The sequence below is a fragment of the Calothrix anomala FACHB-343 genome, from assembly GCF_014696435.1.
In the GTDB taxonomy this organism is placed as follows: Bacteria; Cyanobacteriota; Cyanobacteriia; order Cyanobacteriales; family Nostocaceae; genus Aulosira; species Aulosira anomala_A.
Genome location: NZ_JACJQG010000036.1, coordinates 36,047 through 58,078, shown reverse-complemented (window position 1 = coordinate 58,078; position 22,032 = coordinate 36,047). Strand labels below are relative to the sequence as shown.

The window sequence follows — 22,032 nt, the reverse complement described above, 5'->3', positions numbered from 1 at the left end:
TACTTTCTTTCTCTTGGCGTTTTTGGCGTCTTCTCTGCGAGACGCTTCGCGAAGGCGGTTCATTAAATAAATATTCCCTGCATCATAGCGAAATGGTATTACTCTTATCTCTGTGTTCTCTGTGTCTCTGTGGTTCAATAAATGAATTTTAAACCGCAGAGGGCGCAGAGAGCGCAGAGAGAAAAACAGATTTTTTAAGTTAAATAATCACGAGATAATTTCAAAACTAGGCGATAAAAGTTAATAACAATTTGCTGGAATGATGGATTTAATATTTATTTAGAATAAAGGCACATTTAACCCGATACTTATCCCTACAGAAAAATTATCTAAATCCACATTTGGATCGGATGAAGCACCGAAAAGGTAGGATGCTGAACCACTAATAAACAAATCAGGATTAATACTGTAAATTGCTTCTAACCCGATTTGATTTTGCGTATCAAATCTCTCTTGTTGAGTGAAGTCTCTTAAACTTAAGCGATAATCTAATGCACCTTGAAGTTGGGGTGTAATATCATAGCGCAAACGCGCCCCTAAGCTGTTAGCAACGCGATTTTGCTCGCTAGGTGTGGCAAAGCTGGCGCGGAGTTCGTAAAATGAATCTAATCTCAGGCGATCGCTTAATTGGTCTTGTCGTCCTATACTTAAGCGAACTGAATCATCTAATAATAAGCGATCGCCATTTCCATCTCTATATAGTCTCTCCTGCACCCATCCTAGTTGACCATACATTCCCCTAGCAATTCTTTGCTGTATCCCTACATTAAAGTTGAGATAGTTGTAATTAAAGTCTCCTTGGTCAGCATATCTCACCAAACCACCACTAGCAGCCGCTACTAACCGGGTTTCTTCTCCTAGTTTAGGTGTTGCTAGTAAGGTGGCGCTATTAATAAATACTGTATCGCTCGGTTGAAATGCTTCAAAACCTGTAATATTAGAACTGGTAAAAGCTGAGGAACGCAGTAATAGTTGCACATCAGGTTGGCGACGTTGGGGTGGTTGTTGTTGACGAGGAGTAATGATTTCAATCTCGCCTAATTCATCTTTTACATCTTCTGGATCTATTGTTTGATTGGTGTCATTGACAGGAAAATCTGCGGGATTATTGGGATCGCCAGGAACTACAGGTAGTTGGACGACAATTGTATCTTCTGGTGATGGTTGCGGAGAATCTGCGGCGATACTAGAATGAATGTCCCAAGTTAGTAAGGTAGCTAACGAACAAAGCGCAATCTTATAAGTACGCATGGTTATTTAAAATTTAAAATAAATTCAGTTTGCTTGATTGTGCGATCGCATTTTAAGGTATTTGTCTTTGACCACCAGTTTGACCGCCAGTTTGCACACCCGTATCCCTTCCAGTTTGACCGCCAGTTTGACCGCCAGTATCCCCTACGGTTGGATTATCTTGGTCTGTTCTTGGTGGTTGGGGAGTCACAGGATTGCGATCGTCTTCAAATTTCCGCAGTGGGTCATCGTTAGTGGTGATACAATTCGTAGAGAGCGTACTAGCTCCACCACGAGAATTGACATTACATAAACCTTCAATCCAGACTTTTTGAGTCTCTAATCCGGCTAAAGTTTCTTTTCTCACTTTATTCAGAATTACCTGCACATTCGGAGATTCTTGAGCAACTAAAGCTTCTTGTCCCGGCCCTAATCCCGTAGCTAATTGGCTGGTTTGATAAAATTTCTGCAAGTCAAAGTTTTGTACTGGACTAATTACCCCATTGTTAACGGTAACTGTTTGACCAGCTTGTAAAGTTTGGGTTTGAGTTCCGTTAAGATTGGTAACTGTAACAGGTAAATTAGTTAAATTAAAAACTTGAGTAGTATTAGTAGCACCGTTATGAGTTACAGCTACAGCCCCACTAGTAACATTTGGGGGTAATATATCTGAACCTGGTGGTGGTGCGGCTGCAATAATATTAATCCGACTTTGAGGTGTTTCAATTGTCGTTCCTGTACTACCAGCTGCACTGGCGATTACAGCTGTACCATTTTGCAATTGAAAAATAGTTTCTGCTTTGTAAACGCCGTTAGTAATTTCATAGCGCCGTAGTCCCGGCTTAAATAGAAAAGTCGCACTAGAACCAATCCTAGCTAGCGCACCTTCGTTAAATAATAATTCAGCCCGCGATCGCGTTTTTGTTTGTAGTGCATCTAAAGGAACCAAAACATCAGCCTTTTTCGCAGCCCGTGGTGGTTTATCTTTCAATAACAATTGCACTTGATTTTGCAACTTGTAAACTTCTGCACGGGTAAGTAAATCTTGCTGCGCCAATGCTGGAGTTATCCAAGATGCTGTCAGACATATCCCCACAATTAGCTTTTGACTTAATGACTCCATCCCCCCACTCCATCACAACTTTAAATAAAAGTGCTAATTATAATTAGAACATTTGTTCTTTAATTTTCGACTACAAACAGCGATCGCTTTTTTCCAGATAAACACTATTACGTTTAATAAATATCCCATGCCCCATGCCCCATGCCCCATGCCCTACATTTAATAAACCGTTACACAAAATGAGTGTATATTTGCATATCAGTAAAGTTTGCTTTCAAAATGAGACACCATAAATTAATAGTGCTATTTTAATAATTGAAGCTACAAAGCTTCCCTGGCAGATACAACAGCCAAGTAGACAAAGTCCACGCTAGTTAAGAGGTAAAAAACGCTGTTACATAGTCTGTCTCGTCAACAAACAACAACACCCAACTCGAAAGCTAATATTTCCTCAATGTGGTAAAGAGGGGGTAATACAAGTAAACGCAATTACATAGCGAGAATGTAATTAGTAATTGTAGCCCCGTGTGTCCTGAGTAAACAGAGGAAATCACTAAGCAAGTCGCAGCTTGGGTGTTGTTGTATTTATGGGGTAGGGAAATAATTGATATGAGACAAAAATCATCTTACATCTTGCATCATGGTATTTATACTGAATTAATAAGCTTTTAATAAACATTGTATTTTAGCAATAAACCGCAAAAATAAGTTTATGAGCCTGCCTACGCAGGCTACCCTGTGGGAAGCCGCTTCGCGTCTATGTTTGTATAGCCTCACCCTGATAGGCTGTAGGTGCAAGATATCAATCACCGCAGTTAGTTTAAATCGGACTCCGGGAAGCGTAGGGTTTGCTGCTGGAATCTTGATGTCTGGCGGGTTCGCCTATACACCTGCGGGGGATGCTCAGAGGTTGTTTGAAAAGTTTTTGGCTGTGCCTTTAGATACTTATTGATCCCCCCTACCCCCCTTAAAAAAGGGGGGAAATACAATCAAAGTCCACGCCACTTGCTACAAGTCGGGGAACCCGCCCAACGCAGTGGCTCCCCTTTTTAAGGGGGATTTAGGGGGATCTAAAACTTTTTGCTACCAACGACAGGACTTTTAAAACATCCTCTCAGACGGGAATTTCAATAATAAACTCTGTACCTGCCCCTAAAACAGAATTGCAACTTAATTTACCGCCATGAGTTTCTTCTACAATTTGGCGCGCGATCGCTAATCCTAATCCCGTTCCTTTGCCCACGGCTTTAGTTGTAAATAAATGAGCGAATATTTTTTGTTGAATTTCTGCATTCATCCCTTTACCATTATCATTAATGACAATTTTCACCACTTTATTTACTAATGCAGTTGTAATTGTAATGCAGTTAGGCTGGGCTTGAATTTCTTTAAAGCTCTTACCAATATTTGCTTCTTCTAAAGCATCAATCGCATTAGCCAGAATATTCATAAATACTTGATTTAATTGTCCGGGAAAACATTCAATTTGGGGTATATCTCCATACTGAGTGATGACTTCAATTGCTGGGCGTTGATCGTTAGCTTTGAGACGATGTTTAAGAATAAGAATCGTGCTATCAATACCTTGATGAATATTAAATGGCACTTTGTAATCTTTATCGGCGCGGGAAAATGTCCGCAGACTGGTACTAATATTTTTCAGTCTGTCGCACGCCATCACCATTGCATCGATGGTTTTGGGTAAGTCTTCTAAGAGATAATCTAAATCAATTTCTGCGGCGTGTTCTTGAATTTCATCGCCGGGATTTGCGACTATTTCTTGATAGAGTTGCAAGTGTTCAGCGATATCGGCAAAATTTGGTTTACTCTGTTGAAGAGTAGCAAAAATAAAGCCCAACGGATTATTCATTTCGTGAGCGACACCAGCAACTAAGTTACCCAATGCAGACATTTTTTCACTTTGTACAATTTGTAAATGGGCGTTTCGGAGATCTGTTAGGGCTTGTTCTAAGTCAAGTGATTGTTGTTGCAAAGCCAGTTCGGCTTTTTTACCATCGCTAATATCAATTAGCACCCCATCCCATAAAATTGCATTATCGGCTTGTCGTTCTGGCCTAGCAGCAGAACGTACCCATTTTACGCTTCCTGAAGGCAAAACAATCCGCCATTCATGCTCAAACGGTGTTAAATTTTGGGCAGATTCCATCGTTGCTTGGATTATATTCAGATCATCATCAGGATGATGCATAGCACTCAGGCTATGTACACCAGCCATGACTAATTCTGGCTGTAATTCATACAAGTCAAAACAGCCAGAACTCACATAAGGTGTAGAAGTTGAACCGTCAGCAGCTAGACGGAATTGATACACCATCCCCGGAATATTATTTGCCAAATTTTGGAAGCGGGTTTCGCTAGCCTGCAATTTTACGAGAGATTCTTGAGACTTTTGATAAAGTCGGGCATTTTCTAGAGAAATTGCTGCTTGAGTGCAAATTAAGTTCAGCAGTTCCACTCGTTCGCTGGTAAAGGCTCCTGTGGCTAAGTTATTCTCTAGATACAAAATACCTAGCAATTGACCTTGACGTAAAATTGGACTGCACAAGATACTTTTTGGCTGTTGACGCATAATATATGGGTCATTTGCTAAAGTCAAATCGGCAGTTGCATCCAATAACACAACAGTCTGTTGATTGTGCTTGACTTTGTAGATGAGCTTCAGGGGAATATCTTGGCTCTCCTCAATGGGAATACGGGGCAAAATCACAGGTTCGGTTCCTACGGTAACTAACCCTTTGATTAACAGGCGTTCGTCTCGCAGCATCATGAACACACATTTATCAGCCCCCACATTTTCAATCACAATCGAAAGCAACAAGGAAAGCAGTTTTTCTAGTTCAATTTCCCCAGAGATAGCATGAGTAGCTTTGAGAATTGCAGCTAAGTCCAGGGAATTAGAGATACTGTGAGCAGAAGAACTAGCTGAGGTGAAGGTTTCCCTTGCCAAGAGGGTTTCTTTGATTGAGAGGTGAGGGCGAGTTGACTGTAAAATAGCAGTCAAAAGTTGCGGGTAACGCCTTTCCAAGTCGTTAACTTTGGCTTTTGCACCCCAACGAGCATAGTTATAGTAGGCTTTGATTGTGTATTCTTCAGCAAGGCGCTGTTTATCCCATTGCAGATAAAATTTGGCTGCTAACTCGTTGGCGAGGGCTTCTTCGTTGATAAATTGATGTTCTTGAGCCAAATTTATTGCTCGATCGTAACATTCGCTAGCAGCAAATTTTTCACCTAAAACTCGATGACGTTCCGCTTCCACTAAATACCATTTATGCAAGTGGTTCATGGGTGCATATTGCGCCCACTGGTGCAGAATTGTTTGATGGTTGCTAGCAGCAGTTAGCAGTTCTGCTTGCTGTGATTCTGGCTGGGTGGGGACAAGTCCGAGATAAGTTAGCGCCGCATAAAAATGGAAAATGGGCACAAAAATCGTGCCGGAAACGGCCATTAAACAAGGCTGGGCTTGGGCGATATAGTCCCGTGCATCTGTATAATTAGCAAAATAGCAAGCAAGTAGCAGTTTATAGATATAAGCTTGCGCGATCGCAATCAAGTCATGATCCTGGTGATGCTTGGTTAACATCAAGGTTTCATTGTAGGTATTGCCAATCAAGTAATCTGGTTGGCTGACTGGTTCTATGAAATTTTCTGCGGCTTGTTTTCCCAAATTTAGATATATTTGAGCCGAATATTGTTTCACCTGAGCCAATGCCAAACTATAATCAGCCATGACTTGAACAAAACTATTCAGTTCTTCACCACTGAAAAACCTACCATCACTATGACCACCCAGAGCAAAACCAGCATGTAAAAAATCTCCGGTTTCGATGCCAGTTTGGTAGGCTGTTAACAAAAGTGGAATTGTGGCATCTAATCGCTCTTGGTAATGTTGAATAAAGCAGCCAAACAGAGAAAGTACTCCGGATTTATTCGGTTTAATATGTAATTTTTCCAGTAAATTCAGCGCCAATTGACCAAAAGCATAGCCTGTGGCAGGATCTTCCAAGAATCCACACAATACCATACCGTGAATACCATATCCGGTTGTGGATGCCGCAGTATTACCCGATTGTAGAGATAAACTTACCATCATCGAACTCAACCAGGGTAATAAACCGGGCATTCCTTGGATAATTGGTGAAAACAACATACCCAACAGTTCCATAGCCGCTTCTGTGGTGGTATCTGTCATTAAGGGGAGATTTATCAAGTCGGCAATTTGTCTACCTGCAAGTTGGGTGGTAAGCTGTTGTAGCATTGCGCCAATCAAGTCTGGGTTAGGTTCTGTTGGCAGTTCCACCCCTAATTGTGCTAATGCTTTTCTACCAACCGCGATCGCTCCTAATACATTACTTTGTAAAACTTGGGCGGCAATTTGAATTTCATAAATTTTCACTCGATCTAAAATTGTTCGCGCTGATAGCAAGACTATGGTTGCTATCTGTTCCATACTTTCAAAGTCACTATTTAAATAACTCGCTTCAGCCGCCGCAATATGCAGATTTAAAGCCAATTCATATTGATGCATCCAGCAATTTTCTGTTAGGAGTTCCAGTCCGATTTGAAAATATGTTCTAGCTGCTGAATATGCTGTAGAATTTCTCGCCTTAGCTCCGGCTTTTAAGTTTAGTTGAGCTAATTTTTCTTGTTCACACGGTTCAACAATTAACTTAATACCTTTATTCAAATGCCCAACAATATCAAACAATTTTTCTTCTTGTTGGATTGGCGAAAGATTTTGCTGGAGTAATTGTCCAATTTGCAGATGGGTGGCTTGTTTTCGCTCTTGGGGAATCAGGGAATAGGCGGCTTGCTGTACCCTGTCATGTAAGAATTTATATTTTGCTAATTGCTTATGATGTCCTTTTTCTAGACTCAATTTTTCTAAGCGTTCGCTCTCATTTGCCTGATAAAATTTATAAACTTCACTAATTGGTAAAATCAATCCTTCTTGCAATGCTTTCCACAAATCAGCAGCCGTTTCTATTTCTGACTGTTGGGAAACAATTGCCAAAGTTGCTAAATCAAAAGAATTGCCAATACAAGCAGCTAATTGTAAAATATTTTGCGTTAATTGTGGCATTTTTTGTAATTGCCATGCCATAAAAGCCACAACATCATCTGTAAGCACTAGCTGATTTATCTGGGTAATATCGCATTGCCAACAACCTAGTGCAAAATCAAATTGAATAAAATTTTCTTGATATAATGATTTGAGAAACTGTGTAGTAAAAAACGGATTACCCTGAGTTTTTTGATAAATTGATACAGAAAGATTCCATGCTAAATTTTCTGAGCATTTCAGGGTATCAGCCACTAACTGATTTACTTCTACTTGATTCAGTGGCGTTAAGGTAATAGTATTAATTATTGATTGGTTTTTTTGAATTTCCTGCAAAGTCAACATTAACGGATCTGCTGGTTTGACTTCGTTATCGCGGTATGCCCCAATTAAGAAAAGATAACTGGTATCAGACATCAAAAGCTGAATCAAGTTTAATGATGCTGAATCTGCCCATTGCAAATCATCTAAAAATATGACTAATGGATGTTCAACACTGGTAAATACTTGCGTAAATTTATTAAATAATAAATTAAATCTATTTTGTGCTGCTGTACCTGATAATTCTATCGCCGGAGGCTGTGCGCCAATAATGATTTCCAATTCGGGAATAACTTCAATAATTACCCCGCCATTTTCTCCCACCGCTTCTAAAATTTTATGTTTCCATTGTTGAATTTGTGTATCGCTTTCAGTTAATATTTGACCAATAAAATCGCGGAATGCTTGCACAAACGCTGAAAAAGGAATATTCCGTTGAAATTGGTCGTATTTACCCTTGATAAAATAACCGCGTTGTCTGAGAATTGGTTTATGAACCTCATTGACAACTGCTGTTTTACCAATTCCAGATAACCCAGCCACCAGCATCATTTCTGTAGCACCAAGGCTCACGCGCTCAAATGCTTGCAGTAGGGTAGATACTTCCGCTTCTCTACCATAAAGTTGATCGGGGATAATAAAGCGATCGCTAATATCTCGTTCTCCAATGGCAAAGCTTTTGATATTACCAGTTTCTGCAAGTTGAGACAAACATTTTTCTAAATCATATTTTAATCCCAAAGCACTTTGATATCTATCTTCAGCATTTTTTGCCATCAATTTCATCACAATATCAGAAATCACCAGGGGAATTTCTTCCCTTCTGCCTCCTGCCTCCTGCCTCCTGCCTTCTAGGCTAGGCGGCTTTTTCGCAATATGTGAATGTACCAATTCCATCGCATCATTGGCGGGAAATGGTAATTCACCTGTGAGTAATTCATAGAAAGTCACACCCAAAGAATAAAAATCAGTCCGGTAATCAATTGGGCGATTCATTCTCCCCGTCTGTTCTGGAGAAATATAAGCCAGTGTTCCTTCCAACACATTAGGATTAACTATCGCTGGCGTTTCTCGCGGTAATAAAGAAGCAATACTAAAATCAATTAATTTAACTTGTTGAGTTTCCGGATTAATTAATATATTGCTGGGTTTAATATCTTTATGAATTATGCGCTCGTGGTATAATATATCTAACGCTTTGCAAAGTGCGATCGCAATTTCTAAAAACTCTCGCAGAAAGCTTCCCCTACTATTAGCTTGCCATTCCAGCAGAGAAATTCCCCCAAAGTCTTCCATAATGAGGGCGTAACCATTTTGGTATGGTTCGAGGCTATAGATTTGAATAATTAGAGGTGAGTTGAGATTTTTGGCAATGCTGTACTGATTGCAAAAAGATAAGAGTTCGCTAAAGCTAGGATAGGGATTTTTCAGCAGTTTAATCACAACAGGTAATGCGTCAGTCTCGCGAATAGCCCGATAAACCAATGTTCTTGAGCCATTGTAGATTTCTTTAGCAATCTTGTATCCGGAAATATTCAGCATAGCATCAACCTTAACTACCGGGCTTAGTATTCCCACATCGACAATTTATTTCACCAAAACAAGCAAAAATAGATAAGTAACTAATGTAAACATGCTTGAAACCCTTCCCAATAACCAAAATGTAACTTAAAAAACTCTGCGTACCTTTGCGTAAACCTTAGCGTACCTCTGCGTTAAAAATAAAGTACACTTTTATGCAACTTCATCCTAGTAACTGAAAAAACTCTGCGTACCTATGCGTAAACCTTAGTGTACCTTTGCGTTAAAAATAAACTATACTTTTATGCAACTTCATCCTAAATTGGTATAACCTAAACCTGCTAAAATATAAACATCATTATCATAGCTATTATTACCAACTTGAGTATCAATCCATAAACCTCCATAAATAATCATTTGCTGCTTAAACTGAATTGTCGAATGACCAAATCTCGGCGGTGGAAATTTACCTTCCACTTCAGGAAAAATCGCCCTATAAGTTCCGCTATTACTATCGCCAATGGCAGGCAGATTTAATAATACCAAATCGCCAATAGTCACATGGCTCACACCATTACCTGGAGCCATACCTGCAAATAAAACTAAATTATCGCCAAATTCTCCATAGCCGTGAATAGTACGATAGGGAATTCCCCTATCATCATCAAACTCATCAGAGTATCCTTCCTCATCATCATCCGGCAGAATAATTTGATATGAATAATTCTCTATACCGCTAAATTCAGCTTTCTGCCATTCTAATTTAATTTGACTTTGCGAATCTAAATTACCCAATTCTAAAGTAAAAATATCTTCGCAGAATCCGCCGTAAGCCGCATCACCCAGAAACTTAATTAATGTATTACCACGTACTTTTAATCCGGCTAAAGCAGCATCAACACAGTTATCAACTTGGATATCAATCCAGCACATTTGTGTGATATCTAATAGATGAATATCTTCATAGGCTGCGTAAATATCAAAAGAACCACCATCAATAAATAACTTATCTTGATATAAAGCTGCGCTGTGATGAGAACGAGGTGCTGGTGCTGTACCATTAGGGATAACTTGCGACCATTCCCAGGTTGTAAGATTGAGAATATGCAAATCAATATCTGTAAAAATATATCCGCCGTCTTTTGCTTCTTTATATCCTCCCCAAACCAGCATTTTATCTTGATATAAAACCGCAGTATGAAAGCCTCTACTATCAGGAATATTGCCAAAAATCTCAGGTTGCTTCCAAGTCCAAGTTTCTAAATCTAGCACGTGAACATCGTTGAGGGTATCGCCAGTATCGTTACTTTCTCCACCAAATACAATCATGGAATTTTCATACAAAATTGCAGAATGTCCATATCTAGGTGAGGGAGGTTGTCCCTGGATTTGGCGTTTTCGCCAAATGAAGCGAGGGGTATGTAATGACATAGTTATTTTGATAAAAAAGGCTTAATTCATCAGATAAAAGCAGAGAATTTCTGTAATCTTTCCTTTTTCCAGAGTGAAATTTAAACCTGCAGGACTGGGATTTTCAATTGAGTAACTTAAGCGAGTGAGATTACCTTCTTTATAAGCATCAGTGTTACCATAGGTTCTAGTAATTTTCGATGGACTATCACCAACTTTGACACCATCTAGAGTTGCATATTTATTACTAGTTGCTTTTATTTGATAAACAGTGAATTTATTTTCCGGAAAATCTTCCGCTAAATCAATAGAAATACCCCGATATTTCAGCGTGCGTACTTTACCAATAGCAGGCATAAATTGATTTTCTACTTTTACAGGCTTACCTAAAATTTTTCTTACCTGTGCTTCCGACATATCAAGTTTTACACCACCAATTCCCAGGCGTTCGATAGTGATTCCTTTGACTTGATGAGGATTTTGGGCAATTTGATATTTAGCCGGAATATTAGCATCTACAGGACTTTGAATAAAGCCGGTTAAAGATATAGTCGCAGTTGCGATCGCTAAGGAAATTTCTCTTAACATAAATTTAAGTAATCAGTAATTTTTAGATAAAAATTATACCAATTAAAAAAATAATTCGACAAATCGTAGGCGCATGGCATTGCCCATTGGTGTTAACTTAAGCTAGAAATAGCCTCTGTCTGAGCTTTTTCAGCCGATGCGATCGCAATCAAAGTCGTTTTGATTGTCGTCAAACTTGATCTGATTGCAATCAAAGTCGATCTGATTGTCGTCAAACTTGATTTGATTGTCGTCAAAGTTGATCTGATTGCAATCAAACTTGATCCGATTGTCGTCAAAGTTGATCTGATTGCAATCAAACTTGATCTGATTGTCGTCAAAGTTGATCTGATTGCAATCTGAGTCGATGCGATCGCAATGCAAGTTGATGTAATGGCAGTGTAATTCTATACAATGGCATTGTCACCCGATGTGATCGGTTTTACTCTTGACAATGTCTCGTCCCTCACATAACCTTCAACTAGGATTTTGTTATCACATCACTGCTGGGCGATATGCTGTCACTATTCCGCCTACGGGATAGGACTTGGCTTCTAATACCTCACCTATATTATTATGCAGTTATCAAGGTAATTGGGATATTTTCCCTTTCCCTAGCGGCTAATCCTCCTATTTACTGCTGGTAATACTTCCTAGCCAACGAATCACACTAAATGTTACACTTTACAAGTCGCAACGCGAGACAAGAAGATCGTGGGTTCTCCTGGAATCGCAAAACCCACCCCACCAGACGACGAACTGGTTTTTGTAATAATTATGGAACGCGACACGATCCACGGTAGGCTTCCCCTGCCATAACTATAACTCATGTCATTTTTTATACGCATTAGATGTTCGTTGTAGCTCACCCAGTAGCCGTCTCTGCTGCCTGTTTCTTCTTCCCTTGTTTTTTTATCAACATACCATCCAACGACCTTGGCAATCCGAAGAAAATTTTCATGATCTTTGGCATTCCACTCTTCTGGTTTTATACCCAGCCGATGTCCCATGCTAATCCATATTTCCTTTTGCACACTAAAGCCAAAACGTTTGTCTGAATTATTGACCCAAAGCTGGTCTATTGTTTTTAAGTCTGGACAAGAAAAATTATTAATATCATCCAAATTTAGATATCTTTGTTCTTCTCTTTTAGCAATATTGAGCATGAGTTGGTATGTTTGGTAATCGGCTGCTTGCCAATTTTGAGCTTTCAAAGAGTATTCAAGTTGAGCATATAAATGGTCTCTTAGAAATTGTTCTACCCTTACTCTCAATTCTGCTGCTGAGGTGTTAGTTGAGAGTAGTTTAAGTAAATTGCGATGAACAGATTCAACATCTTCTGCTGCAAGCAATTGGTTACTTTTTATAAATGGACTTGTTTGCTCCTGGTAATTACTAAGAATTTTAAATGCAGATTCATAAAATTCTATAGCTTGATTTATTTCTTTTTTTTCTGATATCAAATTACCTTTAACTTTATTAACTAAAACTTGAATTTGTAACCCTTCGCTAGAGTTAATACTTTTATCTGCTTGTGCTAAAAAAATATTGCTTTCTTGAATTTCTTTTTCTGCTTCATCCCACTTTTTTAAATGCTGATATGCTTGTGAACTAGAAGCAAGTAGTAGAGCTTGCTTAAGGTTATAGTCTTTAACGTTGAATGATAAACCTGCTAATCTTAAGGCTTCATCTGATTCAGATGTAAGATTTGCATTGCGTAACTCTCCAGCTAATTCAGACAGTTTTTGCACATTTTCAACATCTTTCTTTGCATCAGCCAGTTTAGCTTGTAAATTTTCTGCTTCTTTTTTGGCTACTTGCGCTTGTCGTTTAGCGTCATCAGCATTTTTTTGTGCTTCTTCAGCTTTACGCTGTTCAACTTTAGCTTGTTCTTTGGCTTTTGTAGCTTGTTGGTTAGCTTCAGCAGCATTTTTTTGTGCTTCTTCAGCATTTTGTTGTTCAACTTTAGCTTGTTTGTTAGCTTCATCAGCCTTTATTTGTGCATTTTTAGCTTCTTCTCTTGCTGCTGTCGCTTTTTGATTAGCATCGTCAGCTTTTTTTTGTTCTTCTTTAGCTTTTTCTGTCGCTTTTTGTGCTTCTTGTTTAGCACCATCAGCAATTTTTTGCACTTGTTGAGCCTGCTGCTGTAAGGCTATAACTTTTTGTTCTGCTTCTTGAGTTTTTGTATTAGCTTGTTGAGCTTTTGTGTTAGCATCTTCAAACCTTTTTTGTGCTTGTAATGCTTTATTTCCTTCTCTTGCTGCAAATACTCCTAAAATTACAGCAATAAATACAGCCACAAATAAAATAGCAGCCCCGTTACGAATTTGCTTTTGAGATTTCCTATTAGCTTCACTTAGTAGTTCATTTCTTGACTCGGCTGCTTCCTTATCTTTTCTTTCTCTCTCTAAAGCAGCTTCTTTTTCTTTAGCAGCAATCTCTTCTTGAATTTCTTGCTCTTTACTAGCTGCTAAAAACTGCCTATCTTGATAACTTAAACTTTTATCCTTTGCCCATACTTCCGCTTCTTCTAAAGCCTTTCCCCGCAATAATCTTGATGTATCCTTCCCCTCAGAAGCCACCCAAAAGCGAAAGTTCTCGGAATATGGACGCAGATTTTTTAATTGCTTATCTATCCAATCTCGATTAAAAACCTCTTGGTATATGCGATTATAAACTCTTAAATTATTTTGCTGCCTAAAAACCAAACCTGAAAGCTGTAACTCACTTTGCTCTAAAGTATCATCGGCTTTAATCTCAGATTGTTCATCCCTCAATCTAATTTGCTGATACAGTTCTAATAAATATCCCGCCCGTTGTTCATCACGCAAAATTCTGGCTTGAATCGTGCGTAAATGCTCAGGCTCATCTTGCGATTCCCAGTTTTCAATAATCCGCGATTTTACTACCTGCTCAACAGTGCGAGAATTGTCTTGCAAAGATTCTTCAATCATCAACTGACACAATTTTTGTGTCAAAAATGGTTGTCCTCCTGTCCAATATAAAATTTCCTCCATGACTGCTTGAGAATGAGAAAATCTCTCCGACATCCCCTTAGCTAATGGCTCAACTTCATGTAATTGAAAACCAGTCAAAGAGATAGCTTGACCAATATTAAACGGAGTCCGTTGTTTATCCTCAATCAAATTGCTAGGTGATGTGACTCCCAACAAACAAAAAGTCAGGCGATTATATTCAGGATTATCAACCCGCTTATTATAACAGGCGCGAATTAGTGCAAAAAAATCATCTGTAGGAAATTTTAGGCTAAGTACGCTATCAATTTCATCAATAAAAATAACGATATTCTCTTTAACTTCAACCAGTAATATCTCTTCTAAAAACTTGCGAAATCTCGTTACCAGCGAATTTAATTGATTAGCTTCCCACCAATCACCAAAATCTACATCTAAATCAAAATTTTCAATTAAATTATCAATTAAATCCGCATACCACTGTTCCGGCGGTACATTTTGAACACCCCCAGCCGAAAGGTCAATTGCTGCACATTGTACACCTTCTTCTCTAAGTCTTTGCATGGTTCGCACACGCAAGCTAGACTTTCCGCTTTGTCGGGAGTTCAAAACATAACAAAACTTTCCCGCTTTTAATCCCGCATACAAATCACCGTCAGCTTGGCGTGTGACGTAAGTGCTAGCATTTTCCGGTAGACTTCCAGAGAATATATATTGGTCATTTGTCATTTGTCATTTGTCATTTGTCATTTGTCATTTGTCATTTGTCATTTGTCTTAGGGACATCCAATTTTTTAAATACCCAATCAATTTGTAGTGCGAGCATCTTGCTCGCTTTTGAACAACCGCGAGCAAGATGCTCGCACTACGGAATATGGGTAATTTATTTTTTGTAAGTCCCTTAGTAGGGTGCGTTATGGATTTTAGTCCTAAGACCAATTCAATCAGAAGATACATATAATTTAGCCTGCGCAGGCAGGCTTTGTTTGTTTAGCCCCAGGCTTCCAGCCTGAGGGCGTTAATGTGCAGCTTCACAGAAAATATTTATTACTATAACTCACCCTATTACCCCAAGCGCACGGAGAAATACTGACGATATAATTCACAACTGGGAACGCAATCATTACCTGAAAGTTTAACCAATCCTAAACTATGTAACTTGAATGCAACCTCAGTATCTAAGCGTACAGGCGCATTCGCCATTACCACCTTTTTATACCCTAACTCAAGCTGAGAATTATGTTGTAAATGCCACAATTGCTGTCGCAAATGATCGCTAAAAATTCCCTGTTCTGTTGGCGCAAGTTGCAAAAGTTCTTCCATACTAGCTTGGGGATTTTTCAGATAACTAACTGCTTGCTGTATTAAATCGGGATGTCCTCCTATTAACTCCATCAATTTACTCAAATCTTGTTGTCCCAATTTATCTGCTAATTCATACTGCTGGGTAAGAGATTCTACTTGTTGCAGGTTAAATTCCGGTAACTCAATGGCAATTCCTACATTAAATGGTGAATGATTAGTATCTAAAGTAGGATATGATTCTGTGGAATGAACTACCACTAATCGTAGTTTCTTCCAGAGATTACCAATTTTATCTCCTTGTTTTGCTGCTTCATACCATCCCCGCAATAATAAGCAGAATTGGGGAAAAATCTCTGGATATGGAAACAGTCGCTCAAAGTTATCTATAGCTAAAACTAGAGGACTATCATTAACTCCTAATAAATATTTTTGAAAATATCGAGTACAATTTTTATTTACCCCAAAAACATCTTGCCAGTATTTATCTAATTGTGGTTCTATATCTAGGCTATCGGAAACATTAACACATAACCATTGTAAAAATGTTTTGGTGTCAGCCAAAATATCACTATCAGCAAGTTTTAAATCTAATTTTGCTGTTTGATAACCCTGCTCTCTGGCAGAATTTAGCACTTTCTCCAAAAGTAACGTTTTACCCATTCTCTGCGGCGACCTAATGCGAATTAGCGCCCCAGCTTGTAAAATTGCTGCATAACATTTCGCCTCAATTGGCGGTCTTTCTACATATATTGTCGTCGCCTCTGCTGAAGAATTGGATAATAATATATCTGATTTCATGATTAATTTAGGTGTCAGATTTTCTGCTATCCCAGCTACAAGCATCGAACTACAACCTAATTTATAAGCAAACTCATAATCTTTATCTGCACCAAGTGCATCATAAAAACCTACTGCAAATTCAATAGCTGCGCGATCGCCAATTGCTTGACTCATCCCCACAACATAATTAATATGTTTTGCTATCTCCTGAGCTTGGTATTTAGAGTAACAAGCATTGAGAATTACACATTCTACTTGATTAGCAAATAATTGAAATAGCCCAGCTAAAGCTTCCGCATCAACTAACTTAATTTGACCGGATTCATCTTCAAATACTAAGCCTTCTTCACCCACCCCATGTCCCGAAAAGTGAATAATTTGCGGTTCGTATTCCAAAATAGCTCTGTGTATATCCCTGTAGCGGACAGTTTCTACTGTATCAATAGAATATTGCTCACGATTTTTTGACCTTTTCAACCCCTCCTTAATTTCGCGCATCTCTTCACCCAAACGCAACGGACTGCTTCCTCTAGGATTTGCAGATAACAGTAAAATTTTCCGAATGTAATTTTGGTTACTCATTATGAAGTTTCAACCACAGTAGCCCAAAAGCAAGGCTAAAATGGCGGATGTTTGAATTTTAGCTAGATATACATCTTGAGTATGGGGTTTTTCGGAGTTTAGAGCAAGATTACAGCAATCATGCTTTGCGTTAATCTATATATTATCGGGTAAATATTTCTTCCTTTCCCTTTACCCTTCTTCATATAGTTATGCTCAATCGCTCTAGAGAACTGACCGATCGCATTAACTTAAAGATGCTGGCTTCGATGTGCAAGCGCCACACTCATTCTTCAAAATTGTACGGTAGACAATTTCATACTACAAATGTAATATGAAAATAAGTTATTCCTTCATTACAAATACTACAGAAATTCGATGATCCACAACTTTGCCTCAAATATAGATAGAGCAAGACATGACCGACCCCGCAAGGGTTTGGGCAAAAACAACGCCCTATTTGGTTTTGAGGGTACATATCAATGTTCCAGCAGTAAATCTGCAATGGACGGGATTATTGAAGTGCTAGTCGCCTGGCTAAATCCAGACCGGCTGATAGATAGCGGGAGGTGCAAGTGCATTCTTGTACCGCAGATAAGGAAAAAAGTGTTAACTACTTAACCCCCGCTTCTGATGCCAAGAAACGGGGGTTATTTTTTTCGGAGTGAATTCACCTATGGAACCTCAACCACAGACTCAGAAAGCAAACGTATTACAAAACTCGGTAGTGGTGTTCTCTAAGAACTACCTACCATTGGCCAGGATTAATATCAAACGCGCTATTGTCTTGCTAGTTAGCGGACAGGCTGAATCCTTAGAGTTTGGCAGTTCAACGCTTTGGGAAGTGCGATCGCCTAGCATCGTACTACAAGTTCCCGAACACATTCGTTTGACTGTCGGTAACCCCGAACGTCATTGGAAAGTACCACCTGTCAATCGCCGTGAAGTCCTCAAGCGTGATAGCCATAGCTGTCAATATTGCGGTAGTACTAAGCGTCTCACCCTCGACCATGTAATACCTCGTTCCAAAGGTGGACAGCATACCTGGGACAACGTTGTCACAGCTTGTGAACGTTGTAACTCGACAAAAAGCGATCGCCTTCCCCATGAAGCAGGAATGGTACTCAAAACCAAACCCAAAGCGCCAATTCACCCAGCCGTTGCATTTGCCGAACAGTTCTGGAACGCACAACGCCTAACTGAGAATGAGTAATTCACTCCCCTAAACCCAGTCAGAGAGGGCAATACAGCCATTAAATAACACCGCCCTCTCATTTCTCAAAAAAAATTTGTAGTATACCCTTGACAGCTTTGTAGTATATATGTAGTATATATGTAGTGAAGCAAAAGAGCCTCAGCAAAAGGCACAGCGCTCACACCTCTGAACCATGAAAACTAAATAATTGCCACCCAACGTGGGGGTGTAACTCAGTCGGTTAAGAGTGCCTATCTGTCGAATAGGAAGTCGCGAGTTCAAGTCTCGTCATCCCCGCCTTGTAGCCTTGTGGACGAATAGAAAAGTCGCTCTGATTCTCAGTCAGAGAGAAGCGGGTGCAACTCCCGTCGAGGCTTCAAAAATGTCCAGGTCGCCTAATGGTAGGGTATTGGTCTGCAAAACCGACTGTGCGAGTTCAATTCTCGCCCTGGACTCCAAACGTTGCAGTGTAACCTAACGGCAAGGTACTCGGCTCATAATCGAGGATATGTGGGTTCAATTCCCACCACTGCGACCAATGCACAGATGGTGTAACGGCAGCACCAGGGTCTCCAAAACCTTTGGTCAGGGTTCAAATCCTTGTCTGTGCGTTCTACCACGTGCCCCAACATCAGAAGCTTACAAACTGGTCATCTGATTATCTCAATCAGAGTAGGTTCAAATCCTACAGCCTCCACCAAACCAGGGGGCTGAAAAAACAGCTTCTCAAACTTGCATGTGGTAGAAATTTCACTCTTGGTGCAGAAGCGAAGTGGCCGAGCGGCACGTCTTTCAAGCGTGTAATTAGCGGGTTCGAGTCCCGTCTGCACTACCAAATTGATGGGTCGGTATCCAAGTCCGGTTGAAGGAAGCCGTCTGTAAAACGGATGCCTATGAGCCTCGTAGGTTCAAATCCTACCCGACCCATTATGGAGAGATTGCTATCGGCAGGGCAAGCTGTTTGCTAAACAGTCGTGGATGTAAGTCCACTGTGGGTTCAACTCCCTCTCTCTCCGCCTGATGAGAACGTGGTGTAACTGGATTGCATCTCAGATTACGAACCTGAAGGTTGGGGGTTCAAGTCCCTCCGTTCTCGCCTTATCCCCTGGTAGCTCAGTTGGTAGTAGCGCCTGTTTGAAGAACAGGAGGTCATCCGTTCAATCCGGATCTGGGGGACTGGCACATTGCCCCATAGCTCAATGGCAGAGCAAGCGGCTGTTAACCGCGAGGTTGTAGGTTCAAGTCCTACTGGGGCAGCCATTCATTGCCGAGTGGACGACTTGGAAAGTCGCTGTGACTCTGAATCACAGAGAAGTTGGTACCCTTCGGGAAGCCACTTCGTGTCTACGACCCCAACCTCGGCAACCAATTATTGGGAAGTAGGCGACGTTGGCAAAGCCACCTGATTTTGGCTCAGGATCTCGCGGGTTCGATTCCTGCCTTCCCAGTTCTGCTTATCAAAGCAGAAAAATTATGCTCCTGTAGCCCAATTGGAAGAGGCGGCTGTCTCAAAAACAGTCTATTTTGTACGGGTTCAACTCCCGTCAGGAGTACCAGATATCGGGATGTAATTCAGTGGTCTAGAAGCCTTGTTTTGGGGACAAGGAGTCGTAGGTTCAAATCCTACCATCCCGACCATTTGCCCCTGTGACGTAATTGGAAACCGTCGCTCGTTTAGACCGAGTGTTTTGCAGGTTCGACTCCTGTCAGGGGTACTGATGCTCCCGTGGCGGAATAGGTAGACGCACTCAGTTGAGCGCTGAGTTTCTTGTTACAGGTTCAAATCCTGTCGGGAGTACCAAATTGGGTCGTTGGCAGAGCGGATATGCAGCTACCTTTTAAGTAGACTTATCCAGGTTCAACCCCTGGGCGACCCACCAAATTATGCCCCTGTAACCCAATTGGAAGAGGTGCCAAACTTAAAATTTGGAAGATGCTGGTTCAAATCCAGTCAGGGGTATGGCTGAGATGGAGCGGGTAGTCGCTCTTTTGGGCGACTACAATTTCTACTTTCAGATCCAGAAATGCTGGTGTAGCTCAATCTGGCAGAGCAACTGATTTGTAATCAGTAGGTTGCAGGTTCAATTCCTGTCACCAGCTCCAGAATGCGATCGCACTGTAAAGGTAGCATCAGAGTCTTCCAAACTCACGGTACGAGTTCGATTCTCGGCGATCGCTCCAATAACGCGGATGTGGTGTAAGGGCAACACCGAAGTATGCCAAGCTTCAGATACGAGTTCAAATCTCGTCGTCCGCTCTCGTAGCCCTGTAGCTCAGTGGGGAGAGTGCTTCTCTGACAAAGAGGAAGTCGCAGGTACCCTGCCTTATGCTCCGTGTCTACAAATCCTGTCAGGGCTACTAATTCATGGGAGTGTCGCCTAATGGATGGGCATCGATCTTCTAAATCGAGCGATGTAGGTACCCTGCGGGAAGCCGCTCCGCGTCTACGAGTCCTACCACTCCTGCTGTATGGGGTCATAGCTCAACTGGCTAGAGCATCCGCCTTGCAAGCGGAAGGTTAGGGGTTCAAATCCCCTTGATTCCACTGTGGTATCTGAAGCCAAAGCGGTCGCGGCGCTGGTTTGTGGAACCAGTCATAACGGGTTCAAGCCCCGTCAGATACCCTAAATGGAAGATGCCGCTAAATGGTCGGCAACCGGTCTTGAAAACCGGGGTAGGGTAACACCTAGGGGTTCGATTCCTCCATCTTCCGCCTTCCACCAGAAGCCGAAAAGTGAGGCGCTGTGCTGATAACACAGATACAGAAGGGGCAGTACCTTCCTGGTGGATTATCATCAAATCCAACTCAGAAAAACTACAATCGCCTTCATTATAATTGAGCAAAGGTATTACATTACAGTTAGATTGCAGCGCTTACTGCCTATTCAGCTAAAATCTATCAAGTGAGCGCGCGAGGCCAACGAGATTGGACGACAATTATCAAACTTACCTAAATCGGGTAGCCAGAATGACGCTACCAGAAGCCTACAGATCCCAAGTTCAGCGTATCCAGGAATCTTCTAAATTCCAGCCAGATGCTACTGGATCGAGAAAAGCCGTACCATTTCCTGGCTACACACTAATTACCCCACCAGCAGTAGAAGCAACAGAAAACTCTGCTTTCTATGCCCAATTGCAAAGTTATCAGCAACAATTATTACAATTGTCTGCTGACAGTAATTTGATTGTACCTGTACCTTCTACTAGCTTTCATTTGACTTTAGCAGACTTAATTTGGGATAGTGCCTACCGTCATGCTTTGGAGGAAAACCCACAATTTGAACAAGACTTAAGTTCTTGTATCGCTAATATATTTGAGGACTATAAAAAATCTCTTACCGCCGATAGTCAACCAATATATTGGCAAGTACTAGGACTAATGGTCATGCCAAGAGCAATAGGAGTTTGTCTAGTACCACAGGATGAAAATTGTTACGAACAGGTGATTAAATTTCGCCGCACTGTTTATCAAACTTCTCAATTAATGGCGTTGGGCATTGAACAACATTATCACTTCACTGCCCATATTACATTAGGTTATTTTGGCGAAATTTCACCTGAATTAGACCGTACAGCTTTGAGTACAAAGCTATCTGAATTGAATCAACAATGGCCGTTAAATTCACCAGACTTTTTCATAGATCGTGTGGAAATGAGAAAATTTGAGGATATGACAAGCTATCAGCGTCAGCCAGATTGGCCAAGTTTAGTCATTAGTCAATAGTCATTAGTCAATGGTCAATAGTCATTAGTCGTTAGCTTCTGTACTTTTGACTATTGACTGAGGTTGACACTCACCGCTCTAAAAGTGCGGTGATTCTTGGGCTGAATCTTGCCTCCAAAGCGCGATGCTAATCTTGGTCTTACAGTCTCATGTTTAGTCCGACTACACCTTGCGGCAAGCGCTCTAATGGACTACTCCCCAAGCGTAAATTTCCCTGTGTCCCAGGGTATTTAATTTCTTTAATCTCCCACCTATGCCATATTTTTAGAGGGCAGTGAGGTATTGGGGCAACCCTTGAGG

Annotated in this window: 11 protein-coding genes and 23 tRNA genes; 27 read left to right on the top strand and 7 right to left on the bottom strand. The window is 40.6% G+C overall.

The genetic code is table 11. The features are described from left to right. Positions 1 to 279: 279 nt before the first annotated feature. Both H6G08_RS20485 and H6G08_RS20480 read right to left on the bottom strand, forming a co-directional pair. Complete coding sequence (locus tag H6G08_RS20485) at positions 280 to 1,251, bottom strand: outer membrane beta-barrel protein (protein WP_190546218.1); 972 nt, start codon at positions 1,249 to 1,251, stop codon at positions 280 to 282. Positions 1,252 to 1,303: 52 nt separating this feature from the next. Then, the gene (locus H6G08_RS20480; protein WP_242046219.1) at positions 1,304 to 2,353 is read right to left on the bottom strand and encodes a FecR family protein; all 1,050 of its coding nucleotides are present in this window, start codon (positions 2,351 to 2,353) and stop codon (positions 1,304 to 1,306) included. A 652-nt stretch (positions 2,354 to 3,005) separates the two neighbouring features. Between H6G08_RS20480 and H6G08_RS20475 the strand changes: the two genes are divergently transcribed. After that, complete coding sequence (locus H6G08_RS20475; RefSeq protein WP_190546216.1) at positions 3,006 to 3,245, top strand: hypothetical protein; 240 nt, start codon at positions 3,006 to 3,008, stop codon at positions 3,243 to 3,245. A gap of 162 nt (positions 3,246 to 3,407) precedes the next feature. On the opposite strand, the gene H6G08_RS20470 is transcribed toward H6G08_RS20475, so the two are convergent. From H6G08_RS20470 to H6G08_RS20460, 3 genes are all read right to left on the bottom strand, one after another. Continuing rightward, positions 3,408 to 9,236, bottom strand: a complete 5,829-nt coding sequence (locus H6G08_RS20470; RefSeq protein WP_190546214.1) for a trifunctional serine/threonine-protein kinase/ATP-binding protein/sensor histidine kinase — start codon at positions 9,234 to 9,236, stop codon at positions 3,408 to 3,410. 291 nt (positions 9,237 to 9,527) lie between these two features. Continuing rightward, on the bottom strand, positions 9,528 to 10,646 hold the full coding sequence (locus H6G08_RS20465; RefSeq protein WP_190546212.1) for a Kelch repeat-containing protein: 1,119 nt from the start codon (positions 10,644 to 10,646) through the stop codon (positions 9,528 to 9,530). Between the two features lie 21 nt (positions 10,647 to 10,667). Continuing rightward, complete coding sequence (locus H6G08_RS20460; protein ID WP_190546210.1) at positions 10,668 to 11,213, bottom strand: hypothetical protein; 546 nt, start codon at positions 11,211 to 11,213, stop codon at positions 10,668 to 10,670. Positions 11,214 to 11,372: 159 nt separating this feature from the next. On the opposite strand from H6G08_RS20460, the gene H6G08_RS20455 reads away from it, so the two are divergent. Further along, the gene (locus tag H6G08_RS20455; RefSeq protein WP_190546208.1) at positions 11,373 to 11,555 is read left to right on the top strand and encodes a hypothetical protein; all 183 of its coding nucleotides are present in this window, start codon (positions 11,373 to 11,375) and stop codon (positions 11,553 to 11,555) included. A 314-nt stretch (positions 11,556 to 11,869) separates the two neighbouring features. Here the strand turns inward: H6G08_RS20455 and H6G08_RS20450 are convergent, their stop codons facing one another. Together H6G08_RS20450 and H6G08_RS20445 are read right to left on the bottom strand one after the other, a co-directional pair. Further along, a complete protein-coding gene (locus H6G08_RS20450; RefSeq protein ID WP_190546206.1) occupies positions 11,870 to 14,896 on the bottom strand; it encodes an AAA-like domain-containing protein in 3,027 nt (1,008 codons plus the stop codon). 336 nt (positions 14,897 to 15,232) lie between these two features. Beyond that, positions 15,233 to 16,834 carry an AAA-like domain-containing protein gene (locus tag H6G08_RS20445; protein ID WP_190546204.1) on the bottom strand — a complete coding sequence of 534 codons (1,602 nt, stop codon included), beginning with the start codon at positions 16,832 to 16,834 and terminating at the stop codon, positions 15,233 to 15,235. Between the two features lie 655 nt (positions 16,835 to 17,489). Between H6G08_RS20445 and H6G08_RS20440 the strand changes: the two genes are divergently transcribed. From H6G08_RS20440 to H6G08_RS20320, 25 genes are all read left to right on the top strand, one after another. Then, entirely contained in the window at positions 17,490 to 18,026 is a 537-nt protein-coding gene (locus H6G08_RS20440) for an HNH endonuclease (protein WP_096647294.1), read from the top strand. Between the two features lie 204 nt (positions 18,027 to 18,230). Then, a tRNA-Asp gene (locus H6G08_RS20435) sits at positions 18,231 to 18,305 on the top strand. An 87-nt stretch (positions 18,306 to 18,392) separates the two neighbouring features. Next, positions 18,393 to 18,466: transfer RNA gene (locus H6G08_RS20430), tRNA-Cys, on the top strand. A 5-nt stretch (positions 18,467 to 18,471) separates the two neighbouring features. Further along, positions 18,472 to 18,546, top strand: a tRNA-Ile gene (locus H6G08_RS20425). 2 nt (positions 18,547 to 18,548) lie between these two features. Continuing rightward, positions 18,549 to 18,619: transfer RNA gene (locus H6G08_RS20420), tRNA-Trp, on the top strand. Positions 18,620 to 18,766: 147 nt separating this feature from the next. Further along, positions 18,767 to 18,843: transfer RNA gene (locus tag H6G08_RS20415), tRNA-Glu, on the top strand. Between the two features lie 7 nt (positions 18,844 to 18,850). After that, positions 18,851 to 18,935: transfer RNA gene (locus tag H6G08_RS20410), tRNA-Tyr, on the top strand. Positions 18,936 to 18,939: 4 nt separating this feature from the next. After that, positions 18,940 to 19,024, top strand: a tRNA-Ser gene (locus H6G08_RS20405). A gap of 6 nt (positions 19,025 to 19,030) precedes the next feature. Beyond that, a tRNA-Arg gene (locus H6G08_RS20400) sits at positions 19,031 to 19,104 on the top strand. A gap of 6 nt (positions 19,105 to 19,110) precedes the next feature. Continuing rightward, positions 19,111 to 19,184 (top strand) — tRNA-Phe (locus H6G08_RS20395). Between the two features lie 9 nt (positions 19,185 to 19,193). After that, positions 19,194 to 19,268, top strand: a tRNA-Asn gene (locus H6G08_RS20390). Positions 19,269 to 19,381: 113 nt separating this feature from the next. Beyond that, positions 19,382 to 19,456, top strand: a tRNA-Gln gene (locus tag H6G08_RS20385). A 27-nt stretch (positions 19,457 to 19,483) separates the two neighbouring features. Continuing rightward, positions 19,484 to 19,564, top strand: a tRNA-Leu gene (locus tag H6G08_RS20380). A gap of 5 nt (positions 19,565 to 19,569) precedes the next feature. Further along, a tRNA-Pro gene (locus tag H6G08_RS20375) sits at positions 19,570 to 19,646 on the top strand. 3 nt (positions 19,647 to 19,649) lie between these two features. Beyond that, positions 19,650 to 19,723, top strand: a tRNA-Leu gene (locus H6G08_RS20370). Between the two features lie 5 nt (positions 19,724 to 19,728). Further along, positions 19,729 to 19,809, top strand: a tRNA-Leu gene (locus tag H6G08_RS20365). Between the two features lie 4 nt (positions 19,810 to 19,813). After that, positions 19,814 to 19,888: transfer RNA gene (locus H6G08_RS20360), tRNA-Lys, on the top strand. A 6-nt stretch (positions 19,889 to 19,894) separates the two neighbouring features. Further along, a tRNA-Leu gene (locus H6G08_RS20355) sits at positions 19,895 to 19,968 on the top strand. 66 nt (positions 19,969 to 20,034) lie between these two features. Next, positions 20,035 to 20,111 (top strand) — tRNA-Thr (locus H6G08_RS20350). 4 nt (positions 20,112 to 20,115) lie between these two features. Beyond that, positions 20,116 to 20,189, top strand: a tRNA-Gly gene (locus H6G08_RS20345). A gap of 5 nt (positions 20,190 to 20,194) precedes the next feature. Continuing rightward, positions 20,195 to 20,265, top strand: a tRNA-Gly gene (locus H6G08_RS20340). A 5-nt stretch (positions 20,266 to 20,270) separates the two neighbouring features. After that, a tRNA-Val gene (locus tag H6G08_RS20335) sits at positions 20,271 to 20,366 on the top strand. A 113-nt stretch (positions 20,367 to 20,479) separates the two neighbouring features. After that, positions 20,480 to 20,553: transfer RNA gene (locus H6G08_RS20330), tRNA-Ala, on the top strand. A gap of 85 nt (positions 20,554 to 20,638) precedes the next feature. After that, a tRNA-Ser gene (locus tag H6G08_RS20325) sits at positions 20,639 to 20,721 on the top strand. 213 nt (positions 20,722 to 20,934) lie between these two features. Further along, positions 20,935 to 21,732, top strand: a complete 798-nt coding sequence (locus H6G08_RS20320) for a DUF1868 domain-containing protein (protein WP_190546202.1) — start codon at positions 20,935 to 20,937, stop codon at positions 21,730 to 21,732. The last annotated feature ends 300 nt before the right edge of the window (positions 21,733 to 22,032 follow it).